Genomic DNA, 16,788 nt, shown 5'->3' on the forward strand with positions numbered 1-16,788 from the left:
GCCGATGGTACTGCAGGGGGGACCCTGTGGGAGAGTAGGACACCGCCGGACACCATTCACGATGGCCACCCAGAAATGGGTGGCCATCGCTGTTTAACCACCACCTCGGATCCCCGCTGCTCACTGGAGCGCGGTGCGGGTTAGGGTGGTGCGACGGTTACGGCCGTCCTCCCCGCCTTCGGGTGGGTCAACTCCACAGAGCATCACCACGACAGGCGAGGAACGCATGGACGACTCAGGATCCGACCGCAACGACCGGGACTCCGGACGTCGTGACGAGCGGCCGCCTCGCGCCGGCGGCCCCGGCCGCTCCTCGAACGATCGCGGCGGCTCGGGCGACTCCCGCCCCCGCCGCGACGGTGATGCTCGTCCTCCCTATCGTGGCGGTGGCGACTCCCGTCCGCAGCGTGATGGGGACTCTCGTCCTCCGTACCGTGGTGGTGGCGATTCGCGTCCGCAGCGTGATGGGGACTCTCGTCCTCCTTACCGTGGCGGTGGGGATTCGCGTCCGCGGCGTGATGGGGACTCTCGTCCTCCTTACCGTGGTGGTGGGGATTCCCGTCCGCAGCGTGATGGGGACTCCCGTCCTCCTTACCGTGGCGGTGGGGACTCTCGTCCGCAGCGTGATGGGGACTCTCGTCCTCCGTACCGTGGTGGTGGGGACTCTCGTCCGCAGCGTGATGGGGACTCTCGTCCTCCGTACCGTGGTGGTGGGGACTCCCGTCCGCAGCGTGATGGGGACTCTCGTCCTCCGTACCGTGGTGGTGGGGATTCGCGTCCGCAGGGTGATGGGGACTCTCGTCCTCCGTACCGTGGTGGTGGGGACTCCCGTCCGCAGCGCGACGGGGACTCTCGTCCTCCGTACCGCGGGGGTGGGGATTCCCGTCCTCAGCGCGATGGGGACTCCCGTCCTCCGTACCGTGGTGGTGGGGATTCCCGTCCGCAGCGCGATGGGGACTCGCGTCCTCCCTATCGCGGTGGCGACTCGCGTCCGCAGCGGGACGGTGACTCTCGGCCTCCCTATCGCGGTGGCGAGTCGCGTCCCCAGCGTGACGGGGACTCCCGTCCTCCTTACCGTGGCGGTGGAGATTCGCGTCCGCAGCGTGATGGTGACTCCCGCCCTTCCTACCGTGGTGGTGGCGACTCTCGTCCGCAGCGTGACGGGGACTCGCGTCCGCCGTTCCGCGGTGGATCGCGCGATGGGGGAAGCAGGCCGTGGTCGGACGATCGTCGGGGCGGCGGACGCGGACGCGAAGGCTTCGGCGGCGGACGCGGCGGCCCCCGCGAGGAGCCGGAGCTCACCGAGGAGGAGCGCGAGCGGCGCTCCCTCCAGTCGGTGCGTCCGCGCCACGACGACCCGGACCTTCCGGACGACGTGCAGGCCAAGGACCTCGACAAGGTCGCCCGCAACGAGCTGCGCACGCTCTCGAAGGACAACGCCGAATGGGTCGCCCGTCACCTGGTGATGGCCGGCCGCCTCCTCGAGGAGGACCCCGAGCTGGCGCACCGCCACGTGCTCTCGGCGGCCCGCCGCGCGGGACGCATCGCCGTTGTCCGCGAGTCGCTGGCCATCTCGGCGTACGCGACGGGCGACTTCGCCCTGGCGCTGCGCGAGCTGCGGACCTTCCGTCGGATCTCCGGCTCGGACGAGCAGGTGCCGCTGATGGTCGACTCCGAGCGCGGCGTGGGCCGGCCCGACAAGGCGCTCGAGCTGGGTCGGTCGATCGACCGCACCACGCTGAGCCCCGGCGCGCAGGTGTCGCTGGCCATCGCCATGTCCGGCGCCCGCCTCGACCTCGGGCAGGCGGAGCTCGCTCTCATGGAGCTCGAGATCCCGCAGCTGGACCCGGACCGCGCGTTCTCGTACAGCCCGGATCTCTTCGCCGCCTACTCGCTCGTCCTCGAGGAGGTCGGCCGCTCCGAGGAGGCGGCCGAGTGGCAGCGTCGCGCTGACATCGCGGCGCAGGCCGTCTTCGCGGCCGAGGGCGGCGGTGACGACGAGACGATCGAGGTGATCGAGGAGGAGCACGAGTCGGCGGAGGCCGAGTCCGCTCCCGATCGCGTTGAGGAAGGGACCGCGGTCGACGACGCGGACGACTACCTGGACGACGAGGACGGCCCGACCGCCGTCGACGACGCGGACGAGGACGAGGTCCACCGGACTGTGTCCGAGGAGATCGCCGACGACGACGACGCGTACGCGGACGACGCTGATGCGACCGCTGGCGCCGAGGCCGACCTCGTCGACACGGACGAGCCGACCTTCGCGGACGAGTCCCTCGAGTCGGACGATCTCGCCGAGACGGACCCGGATGAAGCTCTCGACTCGGCTGGCCCGACCGCCGACGAGTCGGTCGAATCCGCCGACACCATCGAGGAGGACGCCGATGTTCCGCAGCAGCAGGACTGAGCCCACCCCGCTCGACGGCCGCGACTCTGTCCTGGCCGACCTCGACGGGGTCGTCTACAAGGGTGCCGACGCGATCCCCTTCGCGGTGGAGAGCCTCAACCGAGCGGCCGAGACGCTGCGGGTCGGCTACATCACCAACAACGCCTCCCGCACGGACGCCTCCGTCGCCGGGCACCTCTCCGAGCTGGGGCTGAGCGTCCGGCCCGAGGACGTCGTCACCTCCCCGCAGGCGGCGGTCGTGCTGCTCGCCGACCTGGTGCCGGCCGGCTCGACGATCCTCGTCGTCGGGGCGGAGGGCCTCACCTCCGAGGTCGAGCGCGCCGGGTTCGCCGTGACGCGCAGCGCGGAGGACTCGCCGGCGGCGGTCATCCAGGGCTTCGCGCCCACGGTCGGCTGGGAGCAGCTGGCCGAGGCCTCGTTCGCGCTCCACACGGGGATCCCGTGGGTCGCGACGAACACCGACTGGACGATCCCCGTCGCCCGCGGCATCGCCCCGGGCAACGGGACCCTCGTCTCGGCCGTGCACACCGCGGTCGGTCGGCTCCCGGTCGTCGCGGGCAAGCCCGAGCGGGCCATCTTCGACGCGGCGACCGCGCGCTTCGGCTCGACGAACCCGCTGTTCCTCGGCGACCGGCTCGACACCGACATCGCCGGCGCGAACGGCGCCGACATGGAGAGCGCCCACGTGCTCACCGGGATCGACCGGGCCAAGCAGCTCCTCGCCGCGGAGCCCAAGCTCCGGCCGACGTACATCCTCGGCGACCTGCGCGAGCTGCACCTGCCCTACCCGGCGACGACGGTCTCGCGGAACGGCACGCACGCCGTCCGCGGCGCCAAGGTCCGCCTCGACGGCGACTCCGTGGTGATCGTGGACGCCGGCGACGACGCGACCGATCTGCTCCGGGCCGCCTGCTCGGTGATCTGGTCGTCCGGCCGCGCGATCTACGGCCTCGACGTGCCGGAGTCGCTCTACAGCTGAGCCTGCTCGGCGGGCTCCCGGCGTCCCTCGCGGCGCAGGAGCCCGTCGAGCCGGCCGGCCAGACCGACCGCGACGATCGCGATCAGCGCGGCGTACGAGAAGGTCGCGGCGAAGACCCCGGTCCCGGCCCCGATCAGGCCGGTGACCGCCGCCGCGAGGAGGCCCGTCAGCGCGAGGGAGACCGAGGCGCCGGTCGAGTCGGCGATCTGCAGGGCCGAGCTGTTGAAGCCCTCCCGGCCCGGAGCGGAGAGCGCGAGCGTCATCGTCCCCATCCGCGGGAACATCGTGCCCATGCCGCCGCCGGCCAGGAACCAGCCCACGCCCGCGACGATCGGGCTGAGGGCGAGCACCGTGACGAGCAGCACGACTCCGATGCCGGCGAGCACGAGCGACGTGCCGAGCCGCATCGCTCCGCCGTGGCTGAGGCGGGTACCCGGGCGTCCCTGGATGTTCGAGCCGAGAGCCCAGGAGACGGCGCCCGCGGTGAGCATGGCGCCCGAGAGCCAGGGTGGCAGGCCGTACTGCTCCGAGAGCAGCAGCGGCAGGTAGACCTCGGTGCCGAAGAACGCCGCGGCGACGAGGGCGCGGAGGAGGATCACCGACGGCAGGACGCCCCGAGCGCGCAGCGTGCCGTCCGGCAGGAGCGCGCGAACCGCCACGACCACGACCACCACGGCGGCCGCGGCCAGGAGCCCGGCGAGATCGGGCGCGAGCTCGGCGCTCGTGCTCAGCACGACGACTCCGGCCGAGACGACCACGGCGCGGGCGATGCGGCCCACTGCCCGGCGATCGAAGGGGAGGCGCTCGCGCGGCTCGAGCGAGCGGAGCGTCGGCGCGATAGCGGCGCTCGCGAGGGCCACCAGGGCGACGACTCCGAAGAAGACCCAGTGCCAGCTCGCGAGCTCGGCGACGACTCCGGCCACCAGCGGCCCCACCAGCGACGGCACGACCCAGGCCGCGGCGAAGGCGCCGAAGATCCTCGGATGCAGCTCGCTCGGGTAGACCCGCGCGACGAGCACGTAGAGGGTGACGGTGATCCCTCCGCTGCCCAGCCCCTGCAGCAGGCGGGCCGCCACGAAGACCGGCATCGACTGCGCGGCACCCGCGGCGACGAGACCCAGGGTGAAGAGCAGGATCGCGACCACGAGCGACGGCGTCGGGCCGCGGCGGTCGGCCGAGGAGCCGGCCGCGACCATCCCGACCACGGCGGCGGCGAGCGTCGCCGCGAAGGCCAGGGGGTAGAGGGCGCGGCCGTCGAGATCGGCGCTGACGATCGGCATGATCGTCGTCACGGCGAGCGACTCGAACGCGCAGAGGAAGACGAGGCTCGTCGTTCCGATGGTCGTCAGGAGGAGGGGAGCCGAGGTGATGCCGCGGCGATCACGAGAACGCACCTGCTCAACAGTACGCCGAGCGCACGGCCGGTCAGCGGTAGACGGCCCAGTCGTCCTTCGCGAGCACCGTCGGGGTGCCCTCGATCTCGACCAGCCAGCCGCGGTCGTCGCGCTCGAGGTAGCGCCCCTGCACGATCTCGGGGGCCCAGCCGCCGTCGCGGGAGGAGATCCAGCGGACGAAGCGGACGGTGCCTCCGCGCCGGAACAGTGTGCCGTTGTGGTCGCTCATGCGGGGATCTTCTTCACGGAGAGGTCGTCGGGCGACGAGGTTTCGGGGAGGAGGTGGAGGCCGAGGCGGCCGTTCGAGGCGTTCGAGAGCTCGCGCAGCCAGTGCGGGTTCAGCTCGATCGCGGCGGTGCCGTCGTACTCGTAGCGGGTGGGGATGCCGGGGTGGAGCCACAGTTCGGACCGGCGGCCCTCGGCGTCCTCGATCGTCAGGAGGAAGCCCTCGCCGCGGCGGAACCGCGAGGTGATCACGGTCTGGAGGTGGGCCAGGGCGCGGTCCTCGAAGGAGTGCGAGCTGGCGGGTGCGCCGTAGAGCAGTCGTCCCATCGCGCGCACCTCCTCACCGTCGGCGGCGCACGGAAGGCGTGCCGCACCGTCGACACTAGGTATTGCTAAGTCGGTTGACTAACAGTCTCGGCGCCGACTGCGCTTTCGGGACACACGCCGTCCGAACGCCGGAGAAGTGGTTCGATGGGGGCAGCGAGTTCCCGTCCGGGGCGCCTGCCGCTCGGAAGGTGCACTTCGATGGACGCTCGGCCAGACCTGTTCGCTCTGCTCGCGCGATTGCGCACGGCGGAGCGCGACTACGACGGCCGTGTGGAGCGGCGCCTGGGCATCGGCGCCACGGATCTCGCGGCCCTGCGGCTGATCGGAGTCGGGGAGCGGCGCGACGAGATCGTCCGCGCCGTCGACCTGTCCGCGGCCCTGTCGATCACGACGGCGGCCGTCTCCCTCCTCGTCGACCGCCTCGCCCGCGCCGGTTACGTGGACCGCACTCCCGACCCGTCCGACGGCCGCGGCCGCATCCTCTGCTTGACGGAGCGCGCGCAGAAGGCCATCGTCGGCACCGACGACCCGACCTACGAGCAGATCCGCGCGATGGTCGCGAAGGTGCCCGAGTCGGAGGCCGCGACCGTCGCGGTGCTGCTCGACGGCCTCAGCCGCATCCTCGAGGGGCAGCCGCCGCCCGAGCTCGTCGACTGATCAGCGCTGCAGCGTGGCGCTCGGCGACTCGCCGAACCGCTCCGCGTAGGCCGCGCTGAAGCGGCCCGCGTTCCCGAAGCCCCAGTGCCGGGCGACGGCGGCGACCGTCGTCCCGAGGGGCGGACTCACGGCGAGCTCCTCCCGGGCGCGGTCGAGCCGCACCAGGCGCAGGTAGGCGATCGGGCGCATCCCGAGCACCCGCTGGAACGCGGACTGCAGGCCCCGGACGGTCAGGCCCGACGCCGCCGCCATCTCGGCGGGGCCGATCGGCTCGCTGCAGTGGGCGTGCACGTACTCGACGGCCGTGCGGATCCGTGCGTTCCGAGGGGCGAGGAGCTCGGGCGGGACCGGAGCGGACTCCGGAGGGTAGAGGTCGAGCAGCGCAGAGGCCGTGGCGCGGGTGAGCTCGTCCCAGAGCAGCGGCTCGACGCGCTCGCTGCGCAGCGCGCGGGCGGAGTCGGCGACGGCGGTGCGCCAGCGGCGGATCGCCGCGGCGTCGGGGCGGTGCTCGGAGTCGAAGACGAGGGACCCGACGAGGCCCCGCTCGGCGGCGACCCGGTCGACCACTCCCCGGTCGAGGTGCACCAGGCGCTGGTCGAAGTCGACGTAGTCGAAGGCGAACGGCCGGCCGACGGGGAAGAGGACGGGACGGTTCTCCTCCATCGCGATCGAGGCGCGGCCGACGTCGATCCGGCCGGAGCCGCCCACGATCCACTGCACGACGACATCGTCCGAGTCACCCACGCCGCCCGCGAGGCGCCCGGACATCCGCGAGGTGCGGAGGGTCATCCCGCCGTCGCCGATGGCGGCGTAGCGGTAGCTGAAGTCTGCAGCGGTGGTGGCGGCGCGCCACTCGTCGCCGTTGTAGAGCCGCGCGAGGCTGTGCCGCGCCTCGTCCGGATCCTCGCCGCGGGCCTCCAGCCGGACGCGAGGGTGGTGATCGTCCACAGGTCGTTCCGGTGCCTCAGCGCGTGAGGCGCTCGATGAGCTCGCGGTAGCGCGCGGCCGTGCGCTCGACGATCTCGGACGGGAGGGTCGGCGGGAGGCCCTGGCCGTCCCAGTTGTCGGAGAGCCAGTCGCGCACGATCTGCTTGTCGAACGAGCGGCCGCGGATGCCGGCGTCGTAGTCGTCGGCGTCCCAGTAGCGGGAGGAGTCGCTCGTGAGGACCTCGTCGCCGAGGGTGACGACTCCGGTCCCGCGGTCGACCCCGAACTCGAACTTCGTGTCGGCCAGCAGCACGCCGCGGGCCAGGGCGATGGTGGACGCCTCGCGGAAGACGGCGAGCGAGAGGGTGCGCAGCGCCTCCGCGGCCTCCTCCCCGACGATCTCGACCGTGCGCTCGAAGGTGATGTTCTCGTCGTGCTCGCCCTGCGGGGCCTTCCACGCGGGGGTGTAGATCGGCTCGGGGAGCGCGTCGCCGTCGTGGAGGCCCTCGGGGAGCGGGACGCCGCAGACGGAGCCCGTCTCCCGGTACTCCTTCCAGCCGCTGCCGGAGAGGTAGCCGCGCACGACGCACTCGATCGGGAACATGTCGAGCGTCTTCACCAGCATCGACCGGCCGCGGACCGCCTCGGGGATGTCGCCGGGGATCAGGTGGTTGGGGACGTCGGAGAGCTGCGCGAACCACCAGAGGGAGAGCGTGGTCAGCAGCTCGCCCTTGCCGGGGATACCGGGCTCGAGGACCGCGTCGTACGCGCTGACCCGGTCGCTGGCGACGACGAGCATGCGGTCGGCGCCGAGCACGGGGTCGGCGTCGTCGGGGGTGTAGAGGTCGCGCACCTTGCCGGAGTAGGCGTGCTGCCAGCCGGGCAGCGGCGCCGTGGTGTCGAAGGACAGGGAGTCGTCGCGGGTCACCGCACCATTCTCCCCGATCCGGGGGGCTCCGCGGCTCCTGAAGACCTCCTGTGTCCTGGCGGATCGGGGCTGTCAAGCACGCGCGGCCGCCGATCCCGCGCGCCTAGCGTCGAGACATGACTTCGCAGAACGACCAGACTCCGCAGAACGACCAGTACACGTTCCAAGACCCGACCGCGATGTTCGCCGACATCGACACGGAGGCCCAGTACCAGGAGGGCTCCGGCCTCGACTCGAAGATGGACGACCCCGCCGACCGCGGCGAGTCGACCTACCGCGGCTCCGGCCGTCTGACCGGGCGCAAGGCGCTCGTCACCGGAGGCGACTCGGGCATCGGCGCGGCCGTCGCCATCGCCTACGCCCGCGAGGGCGCCGACGTCGCGATCGTCTACCTCCCCGAGGAGGAGTCCGACGCGAAGAAGGTCGTCGCGTTGATCGAGGAGGCCGGCCGCACCGCCGTCGCCATCCCCGGCGACATCACCGACCACGACTTCGCGGTGGGCGCCGTCGCGAAGGCCGTCGAGGGCCTGGGCGGACTCGACATCCTGGTCAACAACGCGGGCAAGCAGCAGCACGTCGAGGACTTCCTCGAGCTCTCGGACGAGCAGTTCGACGAGACCTTCAAGACCAACGTCTACGCGATGTTCTGGATGACGAAGGCGGCCGTGCCGCACCTCGCCCCGGGCTCCGCGATCATCAGCACCTCGTCGATCCAGGCCTACCAGCCGTCGCCGATGCTGGTCGACTACGCCAGCACGAAGGCCACGATCAACACGTTCTCGAAGGCGCTCGCGCAGCAGCTCGCGCCCAAGGGGATCCGCGTGAACGTCGTCGCCCCGGGCCCGATCTGGACGCCGCTGCAGACCGCGGGCGGCCAGCCGTCCGACAAGCTGCCCGAGGTCGGCTCGCAGACGCCGCTCGGACGCTGGGGCCAGCCGGCCGAGCTCGCTCCCGCCTACGTGTTCCTCGCCTCCCCGGAGTCGAGCTACGTCGTCGGCGAGACGCTGCACGTCAACGGCGGCATGCCCACGCCGTAACACTCGGCGCTCACGGCGGGCCCGGTCGCGGAGCGGAGGAACCTCTTCCGCGCCGTGGCGGGGCCCGCCGTTTTGGTTGTCGTAACAATCGACTGCTGTGCAGGTTCGTGCGCGAGAGTCGGTGCATGACCGATTCCCTGCCGATCCTCGACCTGTCCCGCCTCGACCGGGGGGAGGCGGAGGCCGCCGCCTTCCGCCGCGACCTCCGGGAGACCACGCACGACGTGGGCTTCTTCTACCTCGTCGGCCACGGCGTGCCCCAGGACCTCCTCGACGACGTCGTCGCCGTCTCCCGCCGCTTCTTCGACCTGCCGGAGGAGGAGAAGCTCGCGATCGAGAACACCCTCAGCCCGCAGTTCCGCGGCTACACCCGCTTCGGCGCCGAGCTCACCAACGGCGACGTCGACTACCGCGAGCAGGTCGACATCGGCATCGACCGACCGGCCGTTCCCGCCGGGCCCGGCGTCGCCGACTACGAGCGCCTCGAGGGGCCGAACCTCTGGCCCGAGGCGCTGCCGGAGTTCCGCGAGGTCTTCGAGCGCTGGCACGCGGAGCTCGCCGCGGTCGCGATCCGGCTGCTGCGCACCTGGGCCGTCGCGCTCGACGCCCCGGAGGACGTGTTCGACGAGGCGTTCGCCGAGCGGCCGTTCTCGCTGGTGAAGGTCGTCCGCTACCCGGGCACCTCCGACCCGGAGCCCAAGCAGGGCGTGGGCGCGCACCGCGACGGCGGCGTGCTGACGCTGCTGCTGGTCGAGCCCGGCAAGGGCGGCCTGCAGGTCGAGCACGACGGCTCGTGGATCGAGGCACCCGCGATGGAGGGCGCGTTCGTCGTCAACATCGGCGAGATGCTGGAGCTCGCCACGGGCGGCTACCTCAAGGCCACGCTGCACCGCGTGATCTCGCCGCTGATCGGAACGGACCGGATCTCGATCCCGTTCTTCTTCAATCCCGCGCTCTCGGCCACCATGCCCTCGCTCCCGCTGCCCGAGGAGCTCAAGTCCGGCCTCTCGGTCGACCCGACGAACGCGCCGATCCTCGAGACCTACGGCGAGAACGCGCTGCGCTACCGGCTCCGGGCCCACCCGAACGTGGCGGCCGCCCACCACGCGGACCTGCTCGCTCCCACCGTCTGACCCGGGAACGACGAAGGGCCCCCTTCCGCGCGAGCGCAGGAGGGGGCCCTTCGTCGTCAGTGAGTCAGCAGCGCGCGGCGGCCACGGGGACCGTCGCGGTGAACGCGGGCTGGCCGGTCGCCGATCCGGTCACCGTCACCGTGCCGGCCGGCATCGAGGCCAGGCGGGTGGTGAAGGCGGCGGAGGCGGACGATCCGGGTGCGATCGCGGTGAACGACTTCGAGCCGTAGGCCGAGGTGATCGTGACGTCCGCGGCAGCGGTGTCGGTGTTCTTCACGGTCGCGGTGAGCACGATCTTGCCGGCGACGCAGCGCGTGGCGACGGCGGGGACGAGCTCGAGGGTGTCCAGCGGGACGGCGGCCGAGACCGACGTGCGCACCAGCTTGTCCGCGTACCCGGTGTAGGAGGCCGTGACGCCGGTCACGCCCGCCGGGACCGAGACGCTCGCCGAGCCGCCGGAGAGCGGGACGGTCGAGGTCCACGAGCCGCCGGTGAAGGTGACCGAGCCGACGACGTCGCCCCTGTCGGCCGCCGCGACCGTCGCCGTGACCGTGCGGCCGTCGGCGGTGAGGGTCGTGGTGGAGTCGACGGCAGTGACGCCGGTCCAGTTCTTCATGGCGGTGAGGACCGTCTGCGGGACGCTCACGAACGCACCGTGCCGCGGGCTGGCCGGGAGGCCGGCGCGGCTCTTGGGCGAGACGTTCCAGTCGGCCGACTGCGAGAGGCGGTTCGTCTGCGAGCTGCCGGCGATGGCCGCTCCGGAGGTGATGAAGGCCTTGTAGCCGCCGTCGCCGTAGTTGTCGACGAGGAACGCGTAGCCGTCGCCCGCGCCGGTGGTGTCGTTCGGGTCGCCCGCGTTCAGCTTGATGATCTCGGGTCCCTCACCGGCCTGGCCGGTCTCGAGCGAGGTCATCCGGGTGTCGGTGAGCTGCCAGGTGGTGTTCGGGTCGGCACTCCAGTTCGAGGAGGTCGTCCCGGCGGTCAGGACCTTCGACTTCTCGAGGAAGATGTCCTTTCCGGCCTCGAGGGTGCCGGCGGCGCCGCCCTCCTCGTTCTTGGTGAAGCGGTAGTAGTAGTCGCCGATCTTCGTGATCGTCGAGTCGATCCGCGCGTAGCCGGTGTCCTGCCAGGTGGCGGGAGGAGCGGTGAAGGTGCGGAAGTCGCGGGTGATCACGGAGAAGACGCGGGAGTAGAGCTTGTCGTTGTTGGTCTTCGTCGCGTCGGAGTAGAGGCGCGAGGAGAAGAACACGACGTAGGACTGCAGGGCGTCGTCCCAGTACGCCTCGGGCGCCCAGGTCATTCCGGCGGCCGGCTGGTTCACCGTGATGCCGGTGTCGGCGCCGTTGGTGCGGGTCCACTGCACCAGGTCGGTCGACTCCCAGACCTCGATCTTCAGGCTGCCCTTGGACTGGGCGTCGCCCCAGCCGGTGCCGCAGGAGATGCAGAGGTCGGTGGCGACCATGTAGTACTTGTCGCCGTTGTGCGAGCGGAGGATGAACGGGTCGCGCAGGCCCTTCGTGTCGGTCGTCGAGGTGATGACCGCCTTCCCGCCGTTGACCGGCGAGAAGGTGAAGAAGTCGTTGCCCGAGGTCGCGGCCTGGTAGATCTTCTCGTCGCCGTCCGACTTGAAGTACGCCGAGGCGTAGCCCGCGTCGGGAGCGGTGCGGCCGAGCTCGGCGACCGTCAGCGTGAAGGCGCGCGTCTCGGCGACGCCGTTGAGGGTGGCCGTCGCGGTGAGGGTGACGGTCCTGTCTCCGGAGCCGTAGGCCGGCCGGGTGACGACGCCGCCGCCGCGGTAGGGGTCGGCCGCGCCGACCGCCGGAGCCGCGTAGGAGGTGTTCGTCGGAGTGACGAGGGCCGGGTCCGAGGAGGTCCAGGTGATGTCGGTGCCGTTCCGGGCGCCCTTCACTGCGAGGGGGAGGTTCTCGGTGGTGCGCGTGGCGAGCTTCAGCGCGTCGAGGTCGTCGTTGATGCTCGGGGCGAGCACGACCACCTCGAAGGCGATCGTCGCGCCCTGGGCGGTGGTCGCCGTCAGGGTGACCGGGGTGTTCTGCGCGATCGAGCGCGAGACGACGCCGGTGGCCGAGACGACCGCGCTGTTCGAGGAGGTCCAGGTGAGCGGGACGCCGCTGCTGGAGGCGGGTAGCGTCAGGTTCGAGGAGACCTGGGTCAGCGACGGGTTGCCGGCCAGCAGGACGGGCTGGATGTCCGAGCGCAGCAGGGCGGAGGTCGCGGACGCCTTCGCCGTGGCGGTCGGCATGCTCGAGGCGACCTGCTCGGCGGTGAGGGAGGTGTCCCAGAACTTCACGTCGGTGACGTCGGCGGTCACGAGCGCGTCGCCGGAGTAGAGCGAGCGGCCGAGGTAGCCGAGAGTGGACCCGGTCGGCACGATGCTCGCCATCGACTTCGTGGTGTTCGCCGTCGAGATCTGCGTGCCGTCGCGGTAGAGGGTCAGCACGGTGCTCGACCCCGTGCCGGTGCCGACGAGCGTGAGGGTCGTGAACCCGGGGTTCAGCGTGCCGCCGAACGGCATGCGGGTCTCGCCGTTGTTGGTGGGCTCCTTGACGCGGATGCCCGCGAGGACCTGTCCGCTGGGCGAGCCGTCGGGGTTGCGCGGGTTCACGAAGACGTGGTTGCCGAGCTGCGTGGTGTTCCACGGGCCGACGCCGTCGCCGATGACCCAGCCGAACTGGTTGGCGGTGGTCTGCGTCTTCACCGTGTACTCGACGGCGAAGGCGTTGTCGGCTCCGGTGACCAGGCCCTGGGGGAGGCTCGCGTAGCCGTCGTTCTTGAACCGGGCGACCTGGTCGCCGCCGGCGTTCGCGAAGGACGCGTCGGTGAGGCCGGTCAGGGTGGCGTTGCGTCCGTTGCCCGAGATGTCGAGCAGGGCCGAGCCGGCGTGCGACATGTCGTAGTGCGCGGTGGGCGCCGGGACGTCGACGGCCTGCGCCGAGACGGGGACGAGAGCGCCGGTGAGGGCGACGCTCGTGCAGGCGAGAGCGGAGAGGAAGAGGGATCGCACGCGGCGCCGAGGCGCGGCGGCAGGGGGCTCCGGGGAGCGTCGTCTCATCGTCGAGACCTTTCCTTCAGGGGAGGGATGCGTCGAGCCGAGGGGACCGACGCGTGTGTTCACGTTAACGTGTGAGCCGCCTCAGAGCCATGGGGGAATTGCTCCGGCGTCGGGAGCGAACCATGCGCCAGGGGCACGCCTCGGCGCAAGACCTGCACCCCCGAGCGCCCAGGGCGTAGCGTGAGCCCACCGCATCCTGGCCCCCGGTGACGGAACCATGCCCATCCGCCTGCCCTGCGAGGACTTGACCATGACGACGCTCTTCCACACCGGTGGCTCCCTCTCCCTCGACGACGCGACCGCCGACGCCGTCGTCCGCTACTCGCTCGCGCTCGCGCAGCGGCACCGGATGAGCACGGTCAGCGTCGCCGACGACTCGGCCCCCTCCTCCGTCGTGACGCTCACCGTCGGGCTCGGCGTCCCCCTGGTGGTCGCAGGGGCCGGTAGCGCAGCGGCGGAGTCGAGCACCGAGATCCTCGAGCGCCTCGACGCGCTCGACAGTGCGGGCGGACCGGTGCCCGCCTCGGACGTCGACCCCCGCGCGACGTGGGAGCTCGAGAACGAGTACTGAGCTCTGAGCCGCGGCGCCGCCGGCGCGGATCCGCCCCGCTCCTGCTCCGCGCGCGCGGAGCGTCAGCGCCGGTAGTCGCGGATGATCTCCTGGGCGAGCGTCGTGATCGGGGTCGACGTCGCTCGCGCGCGGACCCGCAGCACCTCGAAGGCCTGCTCGACCGTGGTGCGGTGGGCGTAGGCGAGGATCCCCTTCGCCTGCTCGATCAGCACCCGGCTGTCGAGGGCGTGCTGCAGCTGCTCCTGAGTGACCGTGCTCTGCTGGAGCGCGCGCTGGTGCAGGATCCCGATCGTCGCGACGTCGGCGAACGCCTGCACGACCGCGATGTCGTCCGGATCGAGCCGCCCCGGCCGGGCCTGGAAGAGGTTGAGGGAGCCGATCGTCGTCCCCGCCGAGCGCATCGGCACGCAGTGCGCCGAGAGCACGTCGAGCTCGACCGCCAGCGTCCGGAACTCCGCCCACTCCTCGCCCACGGCGCGGGCGTCCTCGACGATCACCGGCCGCCCGGTCTCGAAGCACTGGATGCACGGGCCCGACCCGCTGTCGAGCTGGAGCAGCTCGATCAGCCGGGTGTCCTCGTCCGTGGAGGCGAGCACCTCGAGGGAGCCGGTGGAGTCGGCGAGGACGAGCCCCGCCGAGACGGCGTCGAAGAGGGTCGCGCTGCTCTCCACGAGGGTCTGGGTGAAGTCGACGACGTCGTAGTCGTCGACCAGTGTGTCGTAGAGGGCGACGAACGTCTGGATGACGCTGCGCTCGCGGGAGTTCGTCACCATGTGTCGTCCTGGGCGGTGAGAGGGCGGTCGGGGAACCCGTCGTGCCGGGCCACGATGCCGGAGGCGACATCGACGACGGAGCGCTGCTGGGCGAAGGCGTGGGCGCGCAGCAGCAGCTGCGCCTCCTCCGCCGTGCTGCCGTAGCGCGCGATGATCATGCCGGTCGCCTGGTGCACCACGCGTCGGGAGCGCGGATTCGTGCTCTCCTCGACCTCGTTGTCGCGCAGCACCGCGGCCAGCACCAGCAGCGCCGTCGCGGTGGTCGAGGCGCTGATCCGGCCGAGGAGGGAGTCGCTGAGCGACGTGGGGCGGCGGGAGTAGAGGTCGACCGCGCCGATCGAGAGCCCCGCGATCGAGAGCGGGAAGGCGAAGACCGCGCGCACCGCCGTGGGGCCGATCGCCTCGGTGAAGAGCGGCCAGCGCTCCTCCGCGCCGGTGTCCGGCACCGAGACGGGGCCGGCAGCGCGGATCGCCTCCCAGCACGGGCCCTCGCCGAGGTCGATCTGGATCTCGTCCAGCCGGCTCGCGGTGCTGTCGCTCGCGGCGACGGTCTCGCCGCCGAAGGGGCTGCCGAGCGTGGAGATCGCGACGCCGTCGATCGGATACCCGCGCAGATACGGGTCGCAGAGAGCGTCGGAGTCGGTCACCGCGCCCATTTTAGCCGTCGGCTCCGCTCGGAGCGACGCTCCGCCGGACCGGCGGGGACCACGACGCGGTGACGCGCGGGGGCCCGCCTGGCTGCGCTGCCCGGGCGCACGAGGCGACGGCCCGTGAAGCGGCTCGTCGGGCGCGGACGGTGCATGGTGCGGGGCGACGGGAGCCGGAGGACGGCGGCCTGCACGGCGACGGAGCGGCTCAGGCCGGGGTCGATCGAACCGGGACGCTCGAGGGCGGCGATGAGGTCGTCGAGGACGGCGAAGGCGGGATCTGTCATCACGGCTCCTGGCCGGGTGTCCGCGGCCGTTGTCGTGCGCCGAGGCGCGGGAGGTGTCGATCGGGTGCCGCCGTGCGGGGTCCGCGCACGACGTCGACGAGGTCCTGCCCGACGGTACGGGGCGCGGATCGACCGGACGACGTGGTTGACCTCTCGGAGGTCCGCCGCTACTCGTGCTCTGCGTTGAGCTCGTCGAAGTCGTTCGTGATGATCGACAGCGGGGTGTACGGCGTGATGAGGAGGAGCGCCGGGTTCGCGCGACCCTCGCCGTAGTTGACGGTCAGCCACTGCGGGGTCGGGGAGGCCAGGGCGGCCTCGACCTCGGTGCGGAACTCGTCGAGGCTCCTGTTGTTGACGGTGTAGGCGGTGCCGTTGTAGATCAGGTCGATGCGCTTCACAGCTGGTCGCCCTTCGCCGGGGGACGCACCGGTTCGGCGGGTTCCGAGATCACGTACAGCCCGCCCGCGGAGTTCGCGAGGTCGGTGAGCGCGGAGATCCAGGCGGGGTTGATGCGGGGCATCCGGCCGCCGAAGTACTTGTAGCGGAGCGCGTGGGAGGGGTGGATCCAGATCGCGCTGCGGCCGTCGCCCATGCTGTGGTCGTCGCGCCAGCTGAGCAGGAACGACTCGTTGCGGCGCAGCTTCGCGGTGATGACGATCTGCAGGTGCGCGAGCACGCGGTCCTCGAAGTCGATCTCGACGGTCCCGTCGTAGTGCAGCTTCCCCATCGGCGTCTCCAGCCCCTGATCTCCGGCCGGCAGGCGCCCGCCGTTGCCACCACCCTTCCGCAGACCGGAGGGATCCGACAACCCGGCTGCCATTCTCTGCTCGATCTGTCCAGGTCTTCCGTCAGCGGCGGTCCTCTGTCAACCTCCTCCCTCCACGCAGCCGGCGCTGCCGAGCATGGACGGCATGAAGCACATCCTCTTCGCCGACAAGACGATCCTCGTGGGGGACGAGGCGGCCGACGCGCTCGTCGAGTACGCCGTCGCCCTCGCCGCGAAAGGCGCGGCCGACACCGTCGAGTACACGGGGATCGGCGCGGACGGCGGGACGGTCGACGCCACCTTCCTCGTGAACGCCGCGGCCGCCCTCATCGTCGAGACCACGCCGAGCGACCTGCCCGAGCCGGACAACGCGGCGGAGGTGGCACGGCTGCGCGAGCGGATCGACGCGCTCACCGGCGAGCATCCCGTGCAGCCCGGCGACGGCGAGCTGACCAGTGGTGCCGACTACGAGGACTCCTACGAGCAGTGAGTGGTTCCCCGTGGTGCGCGTCCGGGCGCGACCGGCGTCCGCTACCACTGCGAGGCTCCGCAGTGAACCCCCTGATCGGCTGAGGGGAGGCGGACGTACCGTGGCCCTGCGGGTCGCCGACGACACGATCACCGGTCGACCGCTACGGGCACGGCCGCGGGTCGGCC

General features: G+C 71.8%; 18 protein-coding genes. 7 read left to right on the forward strand and 11 right to left on the reverse strand.

Annotation, left to right across the window (positions count from 1 at the left end; all coding sequences use genetic code 11):
* Positions 1-1,336 precede the first annotated feature (1,336 nt).
* Together C5C56_RS09185 and C5C56_RS09190 are read left to right on the forward strand one after the other, a co-directional pair.
* A complete protein-coding gene (locus tag C5C56_RS09185) occupies positions 1,337-2,410 on the forward strand; it encodes a hypothetical protein (protein WP_258065640.1) in 1,074 nt (357 codons plus the stop codon).
* Positions 2,388-3,389 (forward strand): HAD-IIA family hydrolase, encoded by a 1,002-nt coding sequence (locus C5C56_RS09190; RefSeq protein ID WP_104319455.1) that lies wholly within the window; start codon positions 2,388-2,390, stop codon positions 3,387-3,389. Before C5C56_RS09185 ends, C5C56_RS09190 begins: the two co-directional genes overlap by 23 nt.
* On the opposite strand, the gene C5C56_RS09195 is transcribed toward C5C56_RS09190, so the two are convergent.
* From C5C56_RS09195 to C5C56_RS09205, 3 genes are read right to left on the reverse strand one after another with little or no spacing between them, the layout of a single operon-like run.
* Positions 3,380-4,783, reverse strand: coding sequence for an MFS transporter (locus C5C56_RS09195; RefSeq protein WP_258065641.1), 1,404 nt, complete (start codon positions 4,781-4,783; stop codon positions 3,380-3,382). The genes C5C56_RS09190 and C5C56_RS09195 overlap by 10 nt on opposite strands.
* 31 nt (positions 4,784-4,814) lie before the next feature.
* Positions 4,815-5,012, reverse strand: coding sequence for a hypothetical protein (locus C5C56_RS09200; protein ID WP_068256013.1), 198 nt, complete (start codon positions 5,010-5,012; stop codon positions 4,815-4,817).
* Positions 5,009-5,335 carry a hypothetical protein gene (locus C5C56_RS09205; RefSeq protein WP_104223794.1) on the reverse strand — a complete coding sequence of 109 codons (327 nt, stop codon included), beginning with the start codon at positions 5,333-5,335 and terminating at the stop codon, positions 5,009-5,011. The genes C5C56_RS09200 and C5C56_RS09205 overlap by 4 nt, the downstream gene beginning before the upstream one ends.
* A gap of 198 nt (positions 5,336-5,533) precedes the next feature.
* On the opposite strand from C5C56_RS09205, the gene C5C56_RS09210 reads away from it, so the two are divergent.
* Entirely contained in the window at positions 5,534-5,992 is a 459-nt protein-coding gene (locus C5C56_RS09210) for a MarR family winged helix-turn-helix transcriptional regulator (protein ID WP_104326055.1), read from the forward strand.
* On the opposite strand, the gene C5C56_RS09215 is transcribed toward C5C56_RS09210, so the two are convergent.
* Together C5C56_RS09215 and C5C56_RS09220 are read right to left on the reverse strand one after the other, a co-directional pair.
* A complete protein-coding gene (locus C5C56_RS09215) occupies positions 5,993-6,940 on the reverse strand; it encodes a helix-turn-helix domain-containing protein (RefSeq protein ID WP_104233810.1) in 948 nt (315 codons plus the stop codon).
* 16 nt (positions 6,941-6,956) lie between these two features.
* Positions 6,957-7,847, reverse strand: coding sequence for a phosphoribosylaminoimidazolesuccinocarboxamide synthase (locus tag C5C56_RS09220; protein WP_258062286.1), 891 nt, complete (start codon positions 7,845-7,847; stop codon positions 6,957-6,959).
* 116 nt (positions 7,848-7,963) lie between these two features.
* Between C5C56_RS09220 and C5C56_RS09225 the strand changes: the two genes are divergently transcribed.
* Together C5C56_RS09225 and C5C56_RS09230 are read left to right on the forward strand one after the other, a co-directional pair.
* Positions 7,964-8,884 (forward strand): glucose 1-dehydrogenase, encoded by a 921-nt coding sequence (locus tag C5C56_RS09225; RefSeq protein WP_104223791.1) that lies wholly within the window; start codon positions 7,964-7,966, stop codon positions 8,882-8,884.
* A gap of 125 nt (positions 8,885-9,009) precedes the next feature.
* On the forward strand, positions 9,010-10,017 hold the full coding sequence (locus C5C56_RS09230; protein WP_104233812.1) for an isopenicillin N synthase family oxygenase: 1,008 nt from the start codon (positions 9,010-9,012) through the stop codon (positions 10,015-10,017).
* Positions 10,018-10,081: 64 nt separating this feature from the next.
* On the opposite strand, the gene C5C56_RS09235 is transcribed toward C5C56_RS09230, so the two are convergent.
* Positions 10,082-13,039, reverse strand: a complete 2,958-nt coding sequence (locus C5C56_RS09235) for an immunoglobulin-like domain-containing protein (RefSeq protein WP_258065642.1) — start codon at positions 13,037-13,039, stop codon at positions 10,082-10,084.
* Between the two features lie 298 nt (positions 13,040-13,337).
* On the opposite strand from C5C56_RS09235, the gene C5C56_RS09240 reads away from it, so the two are divergent.
* Positions 13,338-13,658: a hypothetical protein gene (locus tag C5C56_RS09240; RefSeq protein WP_104223789.1), complete on the forward strand. Its 321-nt coding sequence runs from the start codon at positions 13,338-13,340 to the stop codon at positions 13,656-13,658.
* Positions 13,659-13,720: 62 nt separating this feature from the next.
* Here the strand turns inward: C5C56_RS09240 and C5C56_RS09245 are convergent, their stop codons facing one another.
* From C5C56_RS09245 to C5C56_RS09265, 5 genes are all read right to left on the reverse strand, one after another.
* A complete protein-coding gene (locus tag C5C56_RS09245; RefSeq protein ID WP_104319456.1) occupies positions 13,721-14,431 on the reverse strand; it encodes a GAF and ANTAR domain-containing protein in 711 nt (236 codons plus the stop codon).
* Positions 14,425-15,078 carry a GAF and ANTAR domain-containing protein gene (locus C5C56_RS09250; RefSeq protein WP_104351715.1) on the reverse strand — a complete coding sequence of 218 codons (654 nt, stop codon included), beginning with the start codon at positions 15,076-15,078 and terminating at the stop codon, positions 14,425-14,427. Before C5C56_RS09250 ends, C5C56_RS09245 begins: the two co-directional genes overlap by 7 nt.
* A complete protein-coding gene (locus C5C56_RS09255) occupies positions 15,075-15,365 on the reverse strand; it encodes a hypothetical protein (RefSeq protein ID WP_104233816.1) in 291 nt (96 codons plus the stop codon). The genes C5C56_RS09250 and C5C56_RS09255 overlap by 4 nt, the downstream gene beginning before the upstream one ends.
* Positions 15,366-15,532: 167 nt before the next feature.
* Positions 15,533-15,763 (reverse strand): hypothetical protein, encoded by a 231-nt coding sequence (locus C5C56_RS09260; protein ID WP_104319457.1) that lies wholly within the window; start codon positions 15,761-15,763, stop codon positions 15,533-15,535.
* A complete protein-coding gene (locus C5C56_RS09265; RefSeq protein ID WP_104223784.1) occupies positions 15,760-16,092 on the reverse strand; it encodes an ATP-dependent DNA ligase in 333 nt (110 codons plus the stop codon). The genes C5C56_RS09260 and C5C56_RS09265 overlap by 4 nt, the downstream gene beginning before the upstream one ends.
* A gap of 184 nt (positions 16,093-16,276) precedes the next feature.
* Here C5C56_RS09265 and C5C56_RS09270 point away from each other — a divergent pair, with 184 nt between their 5' ends.
* Positions 16,277-16,621 (forward strand): hypothetical protein, encoded by a 345-nt coding sequence (locus C5C56_RS09270; RefSeq protein WP_104226802.1) that lies wholly within the window; start codon positions 16,277-16,279, stop codon positions 16,619-16,621.
* Positions 16,622-16,788: the final 167 nt, after the last annotated feature.

The organism is Rathayibacter sp. AY1D1 (assembly GCF_002932635.1).
Taxonomy (GTDB): Bacteria; Actinomycetota; Actinomycetes; order Actinomycetales; family Microbacteriaceae; genus Rathayibacter.

What these genes read in the sequence shown, in the direction of transcription:
- C5C56_RS09225 (WP_104223791.1), top strand. Translation starts at nt 7,964, where the DNA reads ATGACTTCGCAGAACGACCAGACTCCGCAGAACGACCAGTACACGTTC.
- C5C56_RS09265 (WP_104223784.1), bottom strand. Translation starts at nt 16,092, where the DNA reads ATGGGGAAGCTGCACTACGACGGGACCGTCGAGATCGACTTCGAGGAC.
- C5C56_RS09270 (WP_104226802.1), top strand. Translation starts at nt 16,277, where the DNA reads ATGAAGCACATCCTCTTCGCCGACAAGACGATCCTCGTGGGGGACGAG.
- C5C56_RS09240 (WP_104223789.1), top strand. Translation starts at nt 13,338, where the DNA reads ATGACGACGCTCTTCCACACCGGTGGCTCCCTCTCCCTCGACGACGCG.
- C5C56_RS09245 (WP_104319456.1), bottom strand. Translation starts at nt 14,431, where the DNA reads ATGGTGACGAACTCCCGCGAGCGCAGCGTCATCCAGACGTTCGTCGCC.
- C5C56_RS09200 (WP_068256013.1), bottom strand. Translation starts at nt 5,012, where the DNA reads ATGAGCGACCACAACGGCACACTGTTCCGGCGCGGAGGCACCGTCCGC.
- C5C56_RS09210 (WP_104326055.1), top strand. Translation starts at nt 5,534, where the DNA reads ATGGACGCTCGGCCAGACCTGTTCGCTCTGCTCGCGCGATTGCGCACG.
- C5C56_RS09255 (WP_104233816.1), bottom strand. Translation starts at nt 15,365, where the DNA reads ATGACAGATCCCGCCTTCGCCGTCCTCGACGACCTCATCGCCGCCCTC.
- C5C56_RS09190 (WP_104319455.1), top strand. Translation starts at nt 2,388, where the DNA reads ATGTTCCGCAGCAGCAGGACTGAGCCCACCCCGCTCGACGGCCGCGAC.
- C5C56_RS09205 (WP_104223794.1), bottom strand. Translation starts at nt 5,335, where the DNA reads ATGGGACGACTGCTCTACGGCGCACCCGCCAGCTCGCACTCCTTCGAG.
- C5C56_RS09230 (WP_104233812.1), top strand. Translation starts at nt 9,010, where the DNA reads ATGACCGATTCCCTGCCGATCCTCGACCTGTCCCGCCTCGACCGGGGG.